We start from the raw sequence: 15966 nt of genomic DNA on the forward strand, positions 1-15966 counted from the left end.
ACCGTCGGCCGACGCCGCAGCCGCAGCGGGCCGCAGGCCGGGTCAGCCCGCGCAGTAGCCGAGCTGGACGGTCGATCCCTGCGGGACGTCGCCCGGAGCCAGGGACTGGGTCGTGATGGGCGGGTTCGCCCGGGTCGCGTCGCAGGTCTCGTCCGGGACCTCGACCCCCACGAGCTGCAGCTTCTCGGAGGCGAGGGTGGCCAGCGCGCTGCTGAGGGACGTCCCGACGAGGTCGGGGAGCGTGACCTGGCCGGAGGAGACGGTGAGGTCGACCGGCGTGCCCGGGGCGACCTGCTGGCCCGCTCCGGGGGAGGCGGAGAGCACGACGTCGCCCGGGACGGTCGGCGAGTTCTCACGGGTCTGGGAGCCCTCGACGAAGCCGACGGCGGTGAGCGCGTCGATGGCCTCGGCGAGGCTCTGCCCGACGGTGTCCGGCACGGCGACGGGCTGCGGACCCTGGGACACGACGATGCGGATGACCGTCTCGGGCGCGACGATCGTGCCCGAGCCCGGATCCGTGCGGATCACCTCGCCCTCGGGGACGGTCGAGCTGTACTCCGCGACCTGGCTCGGCACGAGATCGAGCTCGGTCAGGGTCGACTGCGCGCTGTCGTAGGTGGTCTCGGTGAGGGTGGGGACCTCGCGCGACTGCGACGGCAGCGTCGACGCGGGCTGGAGCGTCAGCACCCAGATCACGAGTGCGGCGACGATCACGGCCAGCACGACGATCGAGGACCAGATCCAGAGGACCGGCGGGCGGCGCTGGGTGCGGACGATCGAGTTGTCCTCGGCCAGCTGGCGGAGGGCGAGCTCGGAGTCGTTGACTCCACCCTGGCTGCGGGCCGCGAAGAGCGAGGTGGTCAGCTCGTCGATCGGGCGGTGGTCGGGGAGGCGTCCGGCGGCGGCGTCGCGCAGGTCGTCGCGGAACTCCGCAGCTCCCTGGAAGCGCTCGTAGCGGTCCTTCGAGAGTGCTCGGGCGACGACCGCGTCGAGTGCGGGGGTGACGGCCGGGTTGATGGAGCTCGGCGCCGGCGGCGTCTCGCTGACGTGCTGGTAGGCGACGGCCACCGGGGTGTCGCCGCGGAAGGGCGCACGCCCGGTGAGGAGCTCGAAGAGCACGATGCCGGCGGAGTAGAGGTCGCTGCGGGCGTCGACCTGCTCGCCCTTCGCCTGCTCGGGGGAGAAGTAGGCCGCGGTGCCGAGGATCGCCGTGGTCTGAGCGACCGTGGCGGCGGAGTCGGAGACGGCGCGGGCGATCCCGAAGTCCATCACCTTCACCTGGCCCGACGGGGTCAGCATGATGTTGCCGGGCTTGATGTCGCGGTGGACGACGCCTGCGCGGTGCGAGTACTCGAGGGCGGTGAGGATGCCCTCCGTGATGCGGACGGCCTCGTCCACGTCGAGGGGGCCCTCGGCGATCAGGTCCTTGAGGAGGCGGCCCTCGATGTGCTCCATGACGATGAAGGGCCGGCGCGACTCGGCGCCGTTGTCGTCGAGCGAGACCTCCTCGCCCGCGTCGAAGACCCGGACGATCGTGGGGTGCGACATGCGCGACGCGGACTGCGCCTCCTGCCGGAACCGCAGGCGGAAGGCGGAGTCGGAGGAGAGGGAGAGCTTCAGCTCCTTGATGGCGACGGTGCGGCCGAGCCGGGTGTCGGTGCCGAGGTACACCTCGGACATCCCGCCGCGGCCGAGCCGGGGCCCGACCTGGTACCGTCCCGCGATCAGGCGACCCTCATCCGTCACGCGCACGCTCCCGCCCTGTACTTCCGTGTGGTGCGGCCCCGAGGAGCCACGGCAAGTGTACCTATGGGCCCCTGGTGTTCCGGGCGGGGGCGCGACGCGACGGCCGCGAGGCGCCGGGCCGGAGCGGTGCCCCGACCGGCGCGCCGCCGCTACTCGGAGGGGGTGGGCGTCGAGGTGGCCTTCGAGGTGGGGGTCGGCGCCGGGGTCGGAGCCGGCTCCTCGACGGTGACGGAGAGGGTGGGCGAGGCCGCCGACTCCGACTCGCCGCAGAGCACGGTGTACGTGACGTCGATCGTGCCCGCCGTGGTGCCGGCCTGGATCGTCGCGGTCGTCGAGTTCGACGGGTTGGTGCTCGTCACGCTCGCGCCCTCGCCGGTCGCGGTCACCCGGTAACCGCTCACGGAGGTTCCGCTCGGGCACTGGTTGTAGTTGCTCCAGGTGACGTTGAACGTCGCGCCCGCCTCGACGCTGGAGGCGGCGGGGGTGACGGTCGGCACGGCGGTCGGTGCGTCCGGGGTCGCGACCTCGGTGAAGACGGAGACCTCGATGGTCGTGCCCTTCACCACGTTCGCGGTGGGGTTCACGTCCTCGACGAGTCCGACCTGCTCGGCGGTGGGGGCGCTCGGGCCGTCCGCGCGGCGGACGCCCATGCCCAGGGCCTCGAGCTCGGTCTCGACGTCGTCGAAGGAGCGCCCGACGTAGTCGGCCTTGTCGATGACCACCGTGTTCGAGGTCGGTGTCGGCGTGGGGCTCGGAGTCTCGGACGGCGTCGGCGACGGGGCCGTGCTGGTCGGCGCGGTGGGGGAGGCAGCCGGGTCGCTGCTCCCGCCGGTCGTCAGGGCGAAGATCGTGCCCGCGATGACGACGGCGAGGATCACGATGAGGGCGATCAGCGGCCAGGTCCAGGGGCTGCGCCTGCGCGGCTCCTCGACCGGCTCGAGCGGCTCCTCGATCGGCACGAACGGAGCGGCGGCCGCGGCCGCGGGCGCGCCGGAGGGCAGCACCGTGGTCGCCTGCGTCGCGCCCTGGTTGGAGGGGAGGACCGTGGTCGCCTGCGTCGCGGGAAGGTCGCTGAGGACCGCGGGGACGGCCAGCGCCGCTCCGCGCACGTCGCCCGAGCGCAGCGCCTGGGCCGCCCGCGCGAGGTGCGCGGCGGTGGCGGGGCGGTCGGCCGGCTTCTTGGCGATGCAGGAGTAGACGAGGTTGCGCACCGGCTCCGCGACCGTGACCGGCAGCTCCGGCGGGGTGTCGTTGATCTGCGCCATCGCGATGGCGACCTGCGACTCGCCCGTGAAGGGGCGGCGCCCGGCCAGGCACTCGTACGCGACGATGCCCAGCGAGTAGATGTCGGTGGCGGGGGAGGCGGGCTGGCCGCTCGCCTGCTCCGGGGACAGGTACTGGACCGTGCCCATGACCTGCCCGGTCGCCGTCAGCGGGACCTGGTCGGCGATGCGCGCGATGCCGAAGTCGGTGATCTTGACGCGGCCGTCCGGCGTGATGAGCAGGTTGCCCGGCTTCACATCGCGGTGCACGAGGCCCGCGGCGTGCGCGGCGTGCAGGGCGAGCGCGGTCTGCGCGACGATGTCGAGGACCTTGTCGGTCGAGAGGACGCGCTCGCGCTCGAGGACGGTCGAGAGCGCCTCGCCGGGGACGAGCTCCATGACCAGGTAGGCCGAGCCGTCCTCCTCGCCGTAGTCGTAGACGTTGGCGATGCCCTCGTGGTTGACCAGCGCCGCGTGGCGGGCCTCGGCGCGGAAGCGCTCGAGGAAGCCGGGGTCGCCGAGGTACTCGTCCTTCAGGATCTTGATCGCGATGGTGCGGCCGATGACCAGATCGGTCGCCTGCCACACCTCTCCCATGCCGCCGATGGCGATCCGGGACTGCAGCTCGTAGCGTCCTCCGAAGGTGAGGCCTGTCGTGGGTCTCATTTGTTCAGCACCGCCTCTAGTACCTGTTGTCCGATGGGTGCGGCGATCAGGTTGCCGTACCCGGTCTGGCCGAGCCCTCCACCGTTCTCCACGAGCACGGTGATGGCGTACTGCGGGTCGTCCGCAGGCGCGAAGCCGGTGAACCAGAGGGTGTACGGGTCGTCCCCGCCGTTCTCGGCGGTGCCGGTCTTACCGGCCACAGTGACGCCCCCTATTGTTGCATTCGTCGCCGCGCCGCCCTGGACGCTGGCGACCATCATCGCCTTGACGGCGTCCGCGGTCTGCGTGCTCACCGCCCGGCCGAGCGACTTCTCCTGGAACTGCTGCAGCACGCTGAGGTCCTGCGAGCGGATCGAGTCGACCAGGTTCGGCTGCATCACCTCGCCGCCGTTCGCGATCGCCGCGGAGACCATGGCGATCTGCAGCGGCGTCGCGCGCACCTCCCACTGCCCGAAGGCGGTGAGGGCCGTCTGGGCGTCGTCCGTCTTCGTCGGGTAGATGCTCGCCTCGACCGACATCGGGATCTCGAGCTCGGTGTCGAAGCCGAACTTCTCGGCCTGCGAGCGGATCGCGTCCGCTCCCAGCTGCACGCCCATCTCGGCCATCGGGACGTTGCAGGAGAGCGAGACGGCGGTGGCCAGCGTGACCGTCTCTCCGGAGCCGCAGAGACCGCCTCCGGAGTTGATCACCTGCGACGAGGAGCCGGGCAGCGTGTACGACTCGACGTTGGGGAAGCTCGAGTCGGCGGTGAAGCGGCCGGACTCGAGGGCGGCCGAGGCCACGACGAGCTTGAAGACGGAGCCGGGCGGGTTGAGCGAGCCGCCGATGGCGCGGTTCACGAGGGGCTCGGAGGAGTCGTCGTTCAGCGCCCGGTAGGCGGCGAGGACGTCGTCGGTGTCGTGGGAGGCCAGCGCGGTGGGGTCGAAGGTGGGCTTCGAGACCATCGCGAGGATGCGGCCGGTGGCCGGCTCGGTCACGACGACGGCCCCCGTGTAGTCGCCGAGCGCGTCGAAGGCGGCCTGCTGGGCGACCGGGTCGATCGAGAGCTCGACCGACGCGCCCTTCGGGTCCTGGCCCGTGACGAGGTTGTTGATCTCGTCGAAGAACTGCGAGTTCGAGGTGCCCGAGAGGTAGTCGTTGAGCGTGCGCTCGATGCCGGTGGTGCCCTGGTTCAGGGTGAAGTAGCCGGTCACGGCGGAGTAGAGCGGGCCGTTCGCGTACTGCCGCTGGAACTTGTAGAGGTCGTCCGACGGCGTCGAGGAGGCGATCGGCTGACCGCCGGCGAGGATCGCACCGCGCTCGGTCGAGAAGCTCTCGTAGAGGGTCCGCGTGTTGCGGCCGTCCTCGTCGAGGGAGTCGGCCTGGATCACCTGGATGGTGGTGGTGGAGAGGAAGAGGGCCACGAACATCGTCAGCACGACGAGGCTCACCCGTTTGAGTTCTCGGTTCATCGACGGATCACACCACCAGACGAGGCTGACTGCGGACTGTGTCGGACAGGCGCAGCAGCACCGCCACGATCATCCAGTTCGCCACGAGGGAGGAGCCGCCGGCGGCGAGGAACGGCGTGGTCAGGCCGGTCAGCGGGATGACGCGGGTGACGCCTCCGATGACGATGAAGCACTGCAGGGCGATCACGAACGAGAGGCCGACTCCCAGGAGGCGCCCGAAGTCGTCCTGCCCGGCGAAGCCGATGCGGAACCCGCGCGAGACCAGCAGGAGGTAGAGGCCGAAGATCGCGAAGAGCCCGGCGAGGCCCAGCTCCTCGCCGAGGCTGGCGATGATGTAGTCGGACTGCGGGACCGGCGTGAGATCCGGCATCCCCTGGCCGAGGCCCGTGCCGAGCAGCCCGCCGTGCGCGAGGCCGAAGAGGCCCTGCACGAGCTGGTAGCTGCCGCCCGGATCCGCCCCGTAGCGCTCGGCGCTGAAGGGCTCGAGCCAGTTGGCGAAGCGGTTGCCCACGTAGTCGAGCGTCTGGCTCGCCAGCAGCGCGCCGCCGAGGAACAGGCCGACGCCGATGAGGACCCAGCTGGTGCGGCCGGTCGCGACGTAGAGCATGACCAGGAACAGGCCGAAGTAGAGCAGCGCCGTCCCCAGGTCGCGCTGGAAGACGATGACGCCCATCGTGACCGCCCAGACCACCAGGATCGGGCCGAGGTCGCGCAGGCGCGGGAAGCGCATCCCGAGGACGGTGCGGCCCACCATCGAGAGGGAGTCGCGGTTGCGCACGAGGTAGCCGGCGAAGAAGACCGCGAGGGCGATCTTGGCGATCTCGCCGGGCTGGAAGCTCGCCACGTCGCCGATCCCGATCCACACACGCGCGCCGCTGACCTCGCGGCCGATGAAGGGCAGGAGCGGCAGCAGGAGCAGCACGATCGCCGCGAACCCGGCGACGTAGGTGTAGCGGAACAGCACGCGGTGGTTGCGGATGACCAGCAGCACCACGATCGCCGCCACGACGGCCAGGGCGCTCCAGAAGATCTGCCGCACCGCCACCGACTCCCAGCCGGTCGCGCCGTCGGCGATGTCGATCCGGTAGATCTCGGCGACGCCCAGGCCGTTCAGCACGGTGGCGATCGGGAGGAGGAAGGGGTCGGCCGCCGGGGCCGCGAAGCGCAGCACGACGTGCACGGCGAGCACGAGCGCCGAGAGGCCGGCGCCCAGCGAGACCAGCGTGGTGTCGATCGAGCCGAGGGCGCCGAGCTGCACGAGCACGATCGCGCCGGCATCGATGAGGCACGCGCCGATCAGGAGCAGGAGCTCGAGATTGCGCAGCTTCTGGCGGAAGAAGCCCTGCCGCTCGGGGTCGGGGCGGGCGGTGGCCGTGGCGGCGTCCGTCATGGTGCTCCGTTCGCGTCCGTGAGGCGCTCGACGATGTCGACCGCGCCGGCGTAGGAGTCGGCGCTGATCGTCTGCTCCAGCTGCTCGACGTCGTAGGCGCGGAGGGAGTCGAGCGGGATTCCCGTGTCCTCCTTCACCTCCGAGAGCGAGAGCGGGCCGACCGACTGCTGGATGCCCTGGTAGATGATCACGGTGTCCCCGTCGGTGCCGACGTAGAAGCGCGACTGCGTCCAGTCGTAGGCGAAGAGGATCCCGAGGAATCCGATGATGAGCACGAGGGACAGGCCGACGAGCCAGGTGATGCGGCGGCGCAGGTGCCGGCGGCGGTCCTCCTCGATCAGCTCGTCGAGGTAGTCCTCGGACGCGGGCTCGAAGTGGGTGGGGCCCTGCGCGGCGGGAGCCCGGGTGTGCAGGCGGAGGCCGGGGATTCGGACGCGGTTCTGCGAGTCGTCGGTGCTGAAGGGCGTGGGCGCGGCGGCCGATCCGACGACCACCGGCTCCTCCACGGGGGCGAGGATGCGCGCGGTGTCGCCCGCGCCGGGGATGTCGAGGACGACGACGGTGACGTTGTCCGGGGCGCCGTGCGAGAGGCTGTCGCGGATCAGGCGGTCGGCCACCTGCTGGGCGGTCTCGTCGCGGCTGAGCTCCTTGAGGATCTCGTCGTGCGGGACGACGCCGGAGAGGCCGTCGGAGCAGATCAGCCAGCGGTCGTGCGGCTCGGTCTCGAGCGTGAGCGTGTCGATCTCGGGGTTGGTGTGCACGTCGCCGAGGACCCGCATCAGGACGGAGCGGCGCGGGTGCGTCATCGCCTCCTCCTCCGTGATGCGGCCGGAGTCCACGAGGCGCTGCACGAAGGTGTGGTCCGTCGTGACCTGCTCGAGCCGGCCGTCGCGGAGGACGTAGATGCGGGAGTCGCCGATGTGCGCGATCGCCACCGACTCGCCGACGCGGGCGATCGCGCTGACGGTGGTGCCCATGCCGGTGAGCTCGGGGTGGTCGACGACGGCGTCGGCCAGCAGGGTGTTGGCCGCCAGCAGGGTGCGCTTGAGCTCGTCCTCGGCCTCGTAGGTGGAGGCGTAGACGCGGTCCGCCTCCGCGATGCGCTTGATCGCGATGGAGGAGGCGACGTCGCCGCCCGCGTGGCCGCCCATGCCGTCGGCGACGACGAAGAGCTGCCGGCCCGCGTAGCCGGAGTCCTGGTTGTTCGAGCGGATCCTGCCGACGTGCGAGACGGCGGCGCTCTCGCGCACCGCGCCGTGGCCGGAGCCGCTCTCCGGAGTGGGGGCCACGCGCTACGACCGCCGCAGTTCGAAGGTGGTGGTGCCGACCTTCACGGGCGTGTCCAGCGGCACCTTGGTGGGCGCGCCGACACGGCGGCCGTCGAGGAAGGTGCCGTTGGTGGAGTCGAGGTCCTGGATCATCCACTCGTCGTTCCAGAGGAGAAGGCGCGCGTGGTGGGTCGAGGTGTAGTCGTCGCGGATGACCAGCGTCGACTCCGCGGAGCGGCCGATCGTCAGCGGGTCGCCGGTCAGCTCGAGCTCGGTGCCCCGCTTGGGGCCCGAGGTGATCACGAGGCGCTGCGCCGTGTGGACGGTGGCGGCGCCTCCCTGCTCGGCGCGCTCGGCGGCGGCCTCGCGGCTCCTCCGGGCCGAGGGGGCCGACGGGGAGGCGGGCTGCGCGGGCGCGGGAGCCGGGGCGGCCGCGGCGACCACGGGCTGGGCCGCCGTCACGAACGGGGCCTCGGGGGACGCGGCCTGCGCGCCGGGCGGCAGCTTGCGCACGCGCTGCCCGAACAGGTCGGAGCGCAGCGCGTAGACGATGCCGAACACGAAGAACCACAGCAGCGCGAGGAACGCGATGCGCAGGAGGAAGAGAGTGAGCTCGCTCATAGCCGGTCGTCCCAGAATCCCTCGGAGCCGCGTCCGGCTGCCCTGCCGGACGACGGGCGGTCGGTGCGTGCGGGCGCGGAGCCCTGCACGACGCGGTAGACGATCGAGGTGCGCCCGATCGTGATGGTCTGCTCGGGGGCCAGGGGCGCCTGCGTGACGGGCCGGCCGTCGAGCTTGGAGCCGTTCGTGGACCCGAGGTCGTGCACCTGGGCGCGAGAGCCGTCCCAGAGGATCTCGACGTGCTTGCGGGACGTGCCCGAGTCGTCGACGGTGATGTCGGCGTCGCTGCCGCGGCCGATGACGGTGCGCGCCTTCGTGATCGGGTGGCGCCGGCCGTCGATGTCGAGGACGGGCGTGTAGGCGACGGTGCCCTTCACGCTGCGGGAGTCGACCTCGACCATGCCGTCGCTGAGCGCCGGATCGACGGCGAGGGAGATGTCGATCGGGCCGGGGAAGCGGAAGCCCTGCTTGGTGGCGTGCTCGGTGGCGACCGTGGTGAGCTCGTCGATCAGGGTGGCGCCGAGGCGCTGCATCCGGTCGAGATCGGTCGCGGACATCCGCAGGACGAGGCTGTTGGGGACGAGGATGCGGTCGCGGCTGACCACGGCGGCGGAGGTGTCGAGCTCCCGGCGGAGGGCGGAGGCGAGCTCGACCGGCTGCAGACCCGACTTGAAGGTCCGCGCGAACGCGCCGTTGACGACGCGCTCGAGTCCCTTCTCGAAGTTGTCCAGTATGCCCACAGTCTTCCGATCTTCCGGTTCTTCGCCTTCTCGGCGGTCGCGCACGGATCGAGATGTCTGCGCGCCCGTCGCCGCTTCCTCTTCTTGGTCTGCGCCGCGCACGGCTACGGGCATGTTACTGGGATGGTCTGGATGCGCGATCCTCCGCAGTGGTTTCGCGGCCGGACTGCCGTGTGCGCGCTCTCACCGGGGCGGCTCGGCGGCGGCTCCCGGGGGAGCGGCGGCCCGGGACGGTGAGCGCCGGTTCGGCTCGGGGGCCGGGGGATGCTACGATTTCTCGTCGGCGCTTCGGTGCCGCTGGTGAGCGCGAGTGGCGGAATAGGCAGACGCGCACGGTTCAGGTCCGTGTGCCCGAAAGGGCGTGGGGGTTCAACTCCCCCCTCGCGCACCAGAGTTCATGAGAACCAGAGAGAAGCCCCCGATCGGATGTCCGGTCGGGGGCTTCTTCCGTTCCCGGTGCGGTGCGCCGCGGGGCGGGCTCCTGTCGTGTCGTTCTCGCGGACGGTGTCCCGCGGAGGGGCGGTGTTCACCGGGAGGTCGGCGCGAGGTCGTCCGGCGCGGGCACGCTCGCGGGGTGATCGCCCTCCGTGCCGACGTGTCCGCCCTCGATCCGCAGGCGCTGCCCGAGCTGCTCCGACGCCTCCGCCGGCACCGGAGCGTGCAGGTGGGGGAGTGCCAGTGGATCGCGGTGCTGCCCGGATCGGGCCCGGTGCTGCTGACGTCCGGCGACCGGCTCGTGCTCGACCTGCTGATCGAGCGGCGCGCGCTGCTCCCCGTGGTGATCGACGCGCTCGAGGCCGAGCTGCGCAGCGGCGGCTTCCGCGAGCGGATCGCGCTGAGCTGGAGCACGCCGGACACGGTGCCCGTGCTGCTGCGCTGACGGCTCGCGGTCAGCGGCGGGTGAGCTCCACGACCGGGATGATACGGGTGGTGCGCTTCTCGTAGTCGAGGAAGCCGGCGGAGGCGGTGGTGAAGCGGGCCCAGCCGGCGTCGCGCTCCTCCCCGGCGAGGACACGCGCCCGGACGTCGACGGTGCCGTCGTCGGGGGTCTCGATCGCCAGGTCCGGGTGGGCGATCATGTTGTGGAACCAGGCGGGGTGCTTCGGCGCACCGGCGGCGGACGCGGCGAGCAGCCAGACGTCGTCGGAGGGGTGCAGCGCCATCAGCGGAGTCACGCGTTCCTCACCGGAGCGGGCGCCGCGGTGGTGCACCAGCACGAGGCTCCTCCCGAAGCCGCCCGTGGTCACGGTCCCGCCGTTCGCGCGGAACTCCTCGATGATCGTGTCGTTCCAGTCGGCCATGCTCGTCCTCCTCGACGCGGTGCCGGCACTCGAGTGCCGGGGTCAGGCGCGGGCGCCCAGAGCGTCCTCGCGGCTGCTGCTCCCACCCGGCGGCTGTGCGCCCCCGGTGACGGCGGCGGGATCCGCCAGCGCCCGCCGCCAGGGTAGCTCCGCGGCGCCGACGAGTTCCAGCCTCGAGCGCAGGGCCGCGCGCTCGATCCGCACGCCGCGCGCGAGGTCGCTCAGGGCGCGGGCCGAGACGCGGGCGGCGAGGCGCTCGCGGTCGACGGTGAGCAGCGAGCCGAGGAAGCCGCCGAGCACGACCGCGGTGGGGTTGAAGAGGTTGATGTAGGTGGACAGGCCCTCCGAGAGCAGGTCGACCTGGCGGGCGACCTCGCCCAGGACGGCGGGGTCGCGGGAGGTGCCCAGGGCGATGTCGAGCTCGTCCTGGTCGAGGACGCGGGCGCCGAGGACGTCGAGGAGGGAGCGCATCCGGACCTCGGCCTCGAGGCAGCCGCGCCGGCCGCAGCCGCAGAGGCGGCCGTTCGTGGCGACGAGGGTGTGGCCCAGCTCGGCCGCGAACCCCGAGGAGCCCTGGAGCGGGACGCCGCCGATGATGACTCCTCCGCCGATGCCGCCCGCGCCGCCGGTGACGTAGACCACGTCGGCCACGCCGTGCGCGGCTCCGAAGAGGGACTCGCCGATGGCGCCGAGGGTCGCGTCGTTGCCGACGGCGACCGGGAGGTCGAGGGCGCGGCTCAGCTGGGTGGCGAGGTCGACGTCGCGCCAGCCCAGGTGCGGGGCGCGGTGGACGAAGCCGGAGTCGGCCTGGACGAGGCCGGGGACGGCGACGCCCGCGCCGACCAGCGTGCGGAGCGACTCCCGCTCGGAGCGGAAGCCCTCGACGATCCCGGTGACGACGCGGACCACCGTGGCCGGGCTCGCGGGCTTGGGGGTGTCGAAGCGGACGCGGCGCAGCAGCTCGCCGTGCAGCCCGACGAGGCCGACGATGATCGCGTCGGTGTCGAGGTGGACGCCCACGGCCGCGAACCGGTCGCCGGGGACGACGGTGGCGCTGGGGCGGCCGATGCGGCCGTCCGGTGCGGTGGTCTCCTCCGCCACCCAGCCGAGCTCGCTCAGCTCGCCGACCAGGTTCGCGACGGCGGAGCGGTTGAGCCCGGTGAGGCGGCCGAGCTCGGCGCGGCTGGTGGGACCGGAGCGGTGCACCAGCGTCGCGAGGCTCGCGAGGTTCGTGCGGCGCAGCAGCGCGTTGCTGGAGGCTCCGACTGCTCCTGCCATGATCGCCTGCCTGTCGCTGGACCCCGACGGGTCTCGGATGCACTCGGGCGCGGCTCCCCCGAGGAGAAGCCGCGCCCGAGAACTGTAGAAGAGAAGGACGCGGAGCGCCGCTGGGCGGCGCCCGGCGTTCGCCTAGCGGCCGCCGGCGCGGCGCTTGTTGAAGATGTCGAACGCCACCGCGAGCAGGAGCACGAAGCCCTTGATCGCCATCTGCCAGGCCGCGTCGACCGAGAGGATGGAGAGGCCCATGTTGAGCACGCCCATCACGAGTCCGCCGATGACGGCTCCGACGACGGTGCCCACGCCTCCCTGGACGGCGGCGCCGCCGATGAAGACCGCGGCGATCGCGTCCAGCTCGTAGTTCTGTCCGGCCGAGGCGACCGCACCGCCGGCGCGGGCGGTGCTGACGATGCCCGCGACTCCGGCCAGTGCGCCCATGTTGACGAAGATGAAGAAGTTGACCCACTTCGTCTTGACGCCGGACATCATCGCGGCGAACAGGTTGCCGCCCATCGCGTAGATGTGGCGGCCGAAGACCGTCCGGCCGAGCACGAAGCTGTAGGCGAGGATCAGCACGGCGAGCACGATCAGGATGATCGGGGTTCCGCTGTAGCCGGCGAGCAGCCAGGAGAGGGCCATGATCGCGATGACGGCGATGGCCGACTTCGCGACCAGCGAGCCGATGGGCTCGCGGGGCAGCTCGAGGCGGCGGAGGGTCGCGCGGCTGCGGAGCTGCTGGGCCACGAGGACGACGCAGACGATCAGGCCGAGGACCAGGGTGAGCGCGTCGCGCCCGGCGATGCCGCCGAGGACGCCCGGCAGCCAGCCGGCGCCGATCGCGGTGAACTCGGTGGGGAGGCCGTTGATCGTTCCGCCGGTGAGGAGGACGAGGGTGAAGCCGCGGAAGATCAGCATGCCCGCGAGGGTCACGATGAACGCCGGTATGCCGACGAAGGCGACCCAGAAGCCCTGCCATGCTCCGACGGCGGCGCCGGTGACGAGGGCGACGACGACGGCCGCCCACCAGGGCAGGCCCCAGTTGTTCATCGCGATCGCCGAGATGGCGCCGACCATCGCCACGACCGAGCCGACCGAGAGGTCGATGTGGCCGGCGATGATGACCATCACCATGCCGATCGCGAGGATCAGCACGTAGGCGTTCTGCTGGATCAGGTTGTTGACGTTGCCGGGCAGGAGCAGGCGCCCGCCGGTCAGCACCTGGAAGAGCAGGATGATGATGGCCAGCGCGGCGAGGATGCCGTACTGCCGGAGGTTGATGTTCAGCCGGCGCGAGCGCTTGGGCGGGGTGGAGGGCGTGTTGGCGGGCGTGTCCGCCGGCGCTGTGGTGGTCGTGGCGCTCATCGGGCCTGTTCCTTTCCGGCGGTCATGTAGTGCATGAGGTGCTCCTGGGTGGCGTCGGCGCGATCGATCTCGCCCGTGATCCGTCCCTCGGAGATGGTGTAGATGCGGTCGGCGAGGCCGATCAGCTCGGGCAGCTCGGACGAGATGACGACGACCGCCTTGCCCTGGGCCGCGAGCTCGTTGATGATCCCGTAGATCTCGTACTTGGCTCCCACGTCGATGCCGCGGGTGGGCTCGTCGAGGATCAGCACGTCGGGACCGGAGAAGATCCACTTCGAGAGGACGACCTTCTGCTGATTGCCGCCGGAGAGCTTCCCCGTGACGGCCGAGACGGTCGGCGCCTTGATGTTCATCTTCGATCGGTACGAGTCGGCGACCTTGTACTCGCGGTGCTTGTCGATCACGCCGAGCCGGGCCAGGCGCGAGAGCGCGGCGGCCGAGACGTTGACGGTGATGTCGCCGATGAGGTTGAGCCCGTAGCGCTTGCGGTCCTCGGTCGCGTAGGCGAGGCCGTTGCGGATCGCCTCGTCGACGGTGCGGGTCTGGATCTCCTCGCCGTCCTTGTAGACGCGGCCGGAGATGCCGGTGCCGTAGCTCCTCCCGAAGATGCTCATCGCGAGCTCGGTGCGTCCGGCGCCCATCAGGCCCGCGAAGCCGACGATCTCGCCGGCGCGGACGGTGAAGGAGGCGTCGTCGACGACCACGCGGTTGATGTCGACGGGGTGGTGGACCGTCCAGTTCTCGACGCGCAGCTTCTCCTCGCCGATCTGCGGGTCGCGCGGCGGGAACATGCTGTTGAGGTCGCGGCCGACCATCGCGCGGATGATCCGGCTCTCGGACGCCTCCTCGCCGGCCATCGGGAAGCTCTCGATGGTGCGGCCGTCGCGGATGATCGTGACGGTGTCCGCGATGGCGCGGATCTCCTTCAGCTTGTGGCTGATGATGATGCAGGTGATGCCCTGCTTGCGGAGCTGGTCGATCAGGCCGAGCAGGTGGTCGCTGTCCTCGTCGTTGAGGGCGGCGGTGGGCTCGTCGAGGATGAGGAGCTTCACCTCCTTGGCGAGGGCCTTGGCGATCTCGACGAGCTGCTGCTTGCCGACGCCCAGCTCGAGGATCTTGGTCGCGGGGCTCTCGGCGAGGCCGACGCGGGCGAGCAGCTTGGCCGCCTCCGCGTTGGTCGCGTTCCAGTTGATGACGCCGCGGGTCGACTTCTCGTTGCCGAGGAAGATGTTCTCGGCGATGGAGAGGTAGGGGCTGAGGGCGAGCTCCTGGTGGATGATCACGATGCCGTCGGCCTCGCTGTCGTTGATCGACCGGTACTGCGCCTCCTCGCCCTCGAACTCGATGGTGCCCTCGAAGCTGCCGTACGGGTACACGCCGGAGAGGACTTTCATCAGGGTCGACTTGCCGGCGCCGTTCTCGCCGCAGATGGCGTGGACCTCGCCGGGCTGGACCGAGAGCGAGACGCCGTCGAGGGCGCGGACGCCGCCGCCGAACTCCTTGACGATGTCGCGCATGATGAGGATGGGACTGGCCAACAGGGCCTCACTTCGTTGGGGGGGAGTGGTGTGCGGACGGGGAGGCGGGGGCGGGGAGGATCGCTCCTCCCCGCCCCCGCCCGACGGATCAGAGTCCGACGTCGCCGGCCTTGAGGAAGCCGGAGTCGACGAGGACCGACTGCACGTCGTCCTTCGTGACGACCTGCGGCTCCAGCAGGTAGGACGGGACGACCTTCTCGCCGTTGTCGTAGGTCTCGGTGTCGTTGACCTCGGGCTCCTCGCCCGCGACGATCGACTGCACCATCTGGAAGACGCGGTCGCCGAGGGTGCGGGTGTCCTTCCAGACCGTCATGGACTGCTCGTCGGCGAGGATCGCCTTGACGTTGGCCTTGTCGGCGTCCTGGCCGGTGATGACCGGGTAGTCGGCGCCGGGGGTGTAGCCGGCCGACTTCAGCGAGGCCTCGATGCCGATGGCCAGGCTGTCGTTGGGGGAGAGCACGACGTCGACCTTCTGGCCGCCGGTGTAGAAGGACGAGAGGCGGTTGTCCATCTCGGACTGCGCCTTGTCGGAGGCCCAGCCCTGGATGCCGATCGAGGCCCAGTCGTCGTCCGACGCGGGCGACTTGCCCGAGGGGACGGTGAGCTTGCCGCTCTCGATGTAGGGCTGCAGGACGTCCCACGCGCCGGAGAAGAAGAACTTCGCGTTGTTGTCGTCGGGGCTGCCGGCGAAGGGCTCGAGGGTGAAGGGACCCGCGGCGTTCTTCAGGTCGAGGGTCGACTCGATGTACTGGCCCTGGAGCTGGCCGACCTTGTAGTTGTCGAAGGTCGCGTAGTAGTCGACGTCCGCGGTGCCGTTGATGAGACGGTCGTAGGCGATGACGGTGGCGTTCTGCTTCTTCGCCTCGGCGAGGACGGGCGCGAGCGCCTCGCCGTCGATCGCGGCGATGACCAGGATCTTGGAGCCGCCGGCGATCTGGTTCTGGATCTGCGAGATCTGCTGATCGGTCTTGTTGTCGGCGTACTGGAGGTCGACGGTGCAGCCGTCGCCCTCGAGCTGCGACTGGAGGCCTTCGCCGTCGTTGATCCAGCGCTCGAGGCTGCGCGTGGGCATCGAGATGCCGACGGTGCAGTCGCCTTCCGCGCCGGCGCCGGCAGCGGCGCCTCCGGAGTTGGCGGGGCTCGCGGAACAGGCCGCGAGGCCGAGGGAGATGATGCCGGCGGCGGCCAGCGTGGTGATGCCGCGGGAGAACTTCATGGAGTGCATTCCTCTCTGAAAGCAGTGTCCGAGGGAGAGGACGACAAGAGGCGTGCACGTGTGGCGCACGTCGTCGTGTCGTCGCCCGGGAGGGCGGGAGAGCCCCGAGGGGCTTTGTCCACGGAGA

Annotated in this window: 13 protein-coding genes and 1 tRNA gene; 2 read left to right on the top strand and 12 right to left on the bottom strand. The window is 71.2% G+C overall.

Annotated features, from left to right (window positions below):
* Positions 1-42 precede the first annotated feature (42 nt).
* From pknB to C5C53_RS00940, 7 genes are all read right to left on the bottom strand, one after another.
* A complete protein-coding gene (gene pknB / locus C5C53_RS00910; protein WP_104222663.1) occupies positions 43-1746 on the bottom strand; it encodes a Stk1 family PASTA domain-containing Ser/Thr kinase in 1704 nt (567 codons plus the stop codon).
* 149 nt (positions 1747-1895) lie between these two features.
* Positions 1896-3674: a protein kinase gene (locus C5C53_RS00915; RefSeq protein WP_104225779.1), complete on the bottom strand. Its 1779-nt coding sequence runs from the start codon at positions 3672-3674 to the stop codon at positions 1896-1898.
* Positions 3671-5125, bottom strand: coding sequence for a penicillin-binding protein 2 (locus tag C5C53_RS00920; protein WP_104266570.1), 1455 nt, complete (start codon positions 5123-5125; stop codon positions 3671-3673). Before C5C53_RS00920 ends, C5C53_RS00915 begins: the two co-directional genes overlap by 4 nt.
* 7 nt (positions 5126-5132) lie before the next feature.
* The gene (locus C5C53_RS00925; protein ID WP_104266571.1) at positions 5133-6515 is read right to left on the bottom strand and encodes an FtsW/RodA/SpoVE family cell cycle protein; all 1383 of its coding nucleotides are present in this window, start codon (positions 6513-6515) and stop codon (positions 5133-5135) included.
* On the bottom strand, positions 6512-7804 hold the full coding sequence (locus C5C53_RS00930; protein ID WP_244229533.1) for a Stp1/IreP family PP2C-type Ser/Thr phosphatase: 1293 nt from the start codon (positions 7802-7804) through the stop codon (positions 6512-6514). Before C5C53_RS00930 ends, C5C53_RS00925 begins: the two co-directional genes overlap by 4 nt.
* 3 nt (positions 7805-7807) lie before the next feature.
* The gene (locus C5C53_RS00935; RefSeq protein WP_104225776.1) at positions 7808-8404 is read right to left on the bottom strand and encodes an FHA domain-containing protein; all 597 of its coding nucleotides are present in this window, start codon (positions 8402-8404) and stop codon (positions 7808-7810) included.
* On the bottom strand, positions 8401-9144 hold the full coding sequence (locus C5C53_RS00940) for a DUF3662 and FHA domain-containing protein (RefSeq protein ID WP_104225775.1): 744 nt from the start codon (positions 9142-9144) through the stop codon (positions 8401-8403). The genes C5C53_RS00935 and C5C53_RS00940 overlap by 4 nt, the downstream gene beginning before the upstream one ends.
* Before the next feature lie 304 nt (positions 9145-9448).
* Between C5C53_RS00940 and C5C53_RS00945 the strand changes: the two genes are divergently transcribed.
* Positions 9449-9535 (top strand) — tRNA-Leu (locus tag C5C53_RS00945).
* A gap of 183 nt (positions 9536-9718) precedes the next feature.
* The gene (locus C5C53_RS00950) at positions 9719-10024 is read left to right on the top strand and encodes a hypothetical protein (RefSeq protein WP_104266572.1); all 306 of its coding nucleotides are present in this window, start codon (positions 9719-9721) and stop codon (positions 10022-10024) included.
* Between the two features lie 10 nt (positions 10025-10034).
* Here the strand turns inward: C5C53_RS00950 and C5C53_RS00955 are convergent, their stop codons facing one another.
* The 5 genes from C5C53_RS00955 to chvE form a co-directional block, all read right to left on the bottom strand.
* Complete coding sequence (locus tag C5C53_RS00955) at positions 10035-10445, bottom strand: nitroreductase/quinone reductase family protein (RefSeq protein WP_104266573.1); 411 nt, start codon at positions 10443-10445, stop codon at positions 10035-10037.
* A 42-nt stretch (positions 10446-10487) separates the two neighbouring features.
* Positions 10488-11723, bottom strand: coding sequence for an ROK family transcriptional regulator (locus C5C53_RS00960; RefSeq protein ID WP_104222655.1), 1236 nt, complete (start codon positions 11721-11723; stop codon positions 10488-10490).
* Positions 11724-11855: 132 nt separating this feature from the next.
* Positions 11856-13085, bottom strand: coding sequence for a multiple monosaccharide ABC transporter permease (mmsB, locus tag C5C53_RS00965; protein WP_104222654.1), 1230 nt, complete (start codon positions 13083-13085; stop codon positions 11856-11858).
* Positions 13082-14602 (bottom strand): multiple monosaccharide ABC transporter ATP-binding protein, encoded by a 1521-nt coding sequence (gene mmsA / locus C5C53_RS00970; RefSeq protein WP_104222653.1) that lies wholly within the window; start codon positions 14600-14602, stop codon positions 13082-13084. Before mmsA ends, mmsB begins: the two co-directional genes overlap by 4 nt.
* Before the next feature lie 109 nt (positions 14603-14711).
* A complete protein-coding gene (gene chvE, locus C5C53_RS00975) occupies positions 14712-15839 on the bottom strand; it encodes a multiple monosaccharide ABC transporter substrate-binding protein (RefSeq protein ID WP_374952918.1) in 1128 nt (375 codons plus the stop codon).
* Positions 15840-15966: the final 127 nt, after the last annotated feature.

Origin of the sequence: Rathayibacter sp. AY1E3, from assembly GCF_002932235.1 — a bacterium.
Classification (GTDB): Bacteria; Actinomycetota; Actinomycetes; order Actinomycetales; family Microbacteriaceae; genus Rathayibacter.

Coding starts and splice junctions, on each gene's coding strand:
- mmsB (WP_104222654.1), bottom strand. CDS start 13,085: ATGAGCGCCACGACCACCACAGCGCCGGCGGACACGCCCGCCAACACG.
- C5C53_RS00920 (WP_104266570.1), bottom strand. CDS start 5,125: ATGAACCGAGAACTCAAACGGGTGAGCCTCGTCGTGCTGACGATGTTC.
- C5C53_RS00935 (WP_104225776.1), bottom strand. CDS start 8,404: ATGAGCGAGCTCACTCTCTTCCTCCTGCGCATCGCGTTCCTCGCGCTG.
- mmsA (WP_104222653.1), bottom strand. CDS start 14,602: ATGCGCGACATCGTCAAGGAGTTCGGCGGCGGCGTCCGCGCCCTCGAC.
- C5C53_RS00955 (WP_104266573.1), bottom strand. CDS start 10,445: ATGGCCGACTGGAACGACACGATCATCGAGGAGTTCCGCGCGAACGGC.
- C5C53_RS00960 (WP_104222655.1), bottom strand. CDS start 11,723: ATGGCAGGAGCAGTCGGAGCCTCCAGCAACGCGCTGCTGCGCCGCACG.
- chvE (WP_374952918.1), bottom strand. CDS start 15,839: ATGAAGTTCTCCCGCGGCATCACCACGCTGGCCGCCGCCGGCATCATC.
- C5C53_RS00915 (WP_104225779.1), bottom strand. CDS start 3,674: ATGAGACCCACGACAGGCCTCACCTTCGGAGGACGCTACGAGCTGCAG.
- C5C53_RS00925 (WP_104266571.1), bottom strand. CDS start 6,515: ATGACGGACGCCGCCACGGCCACCGCCCGCCCCGACCCCGAGCGGCAG.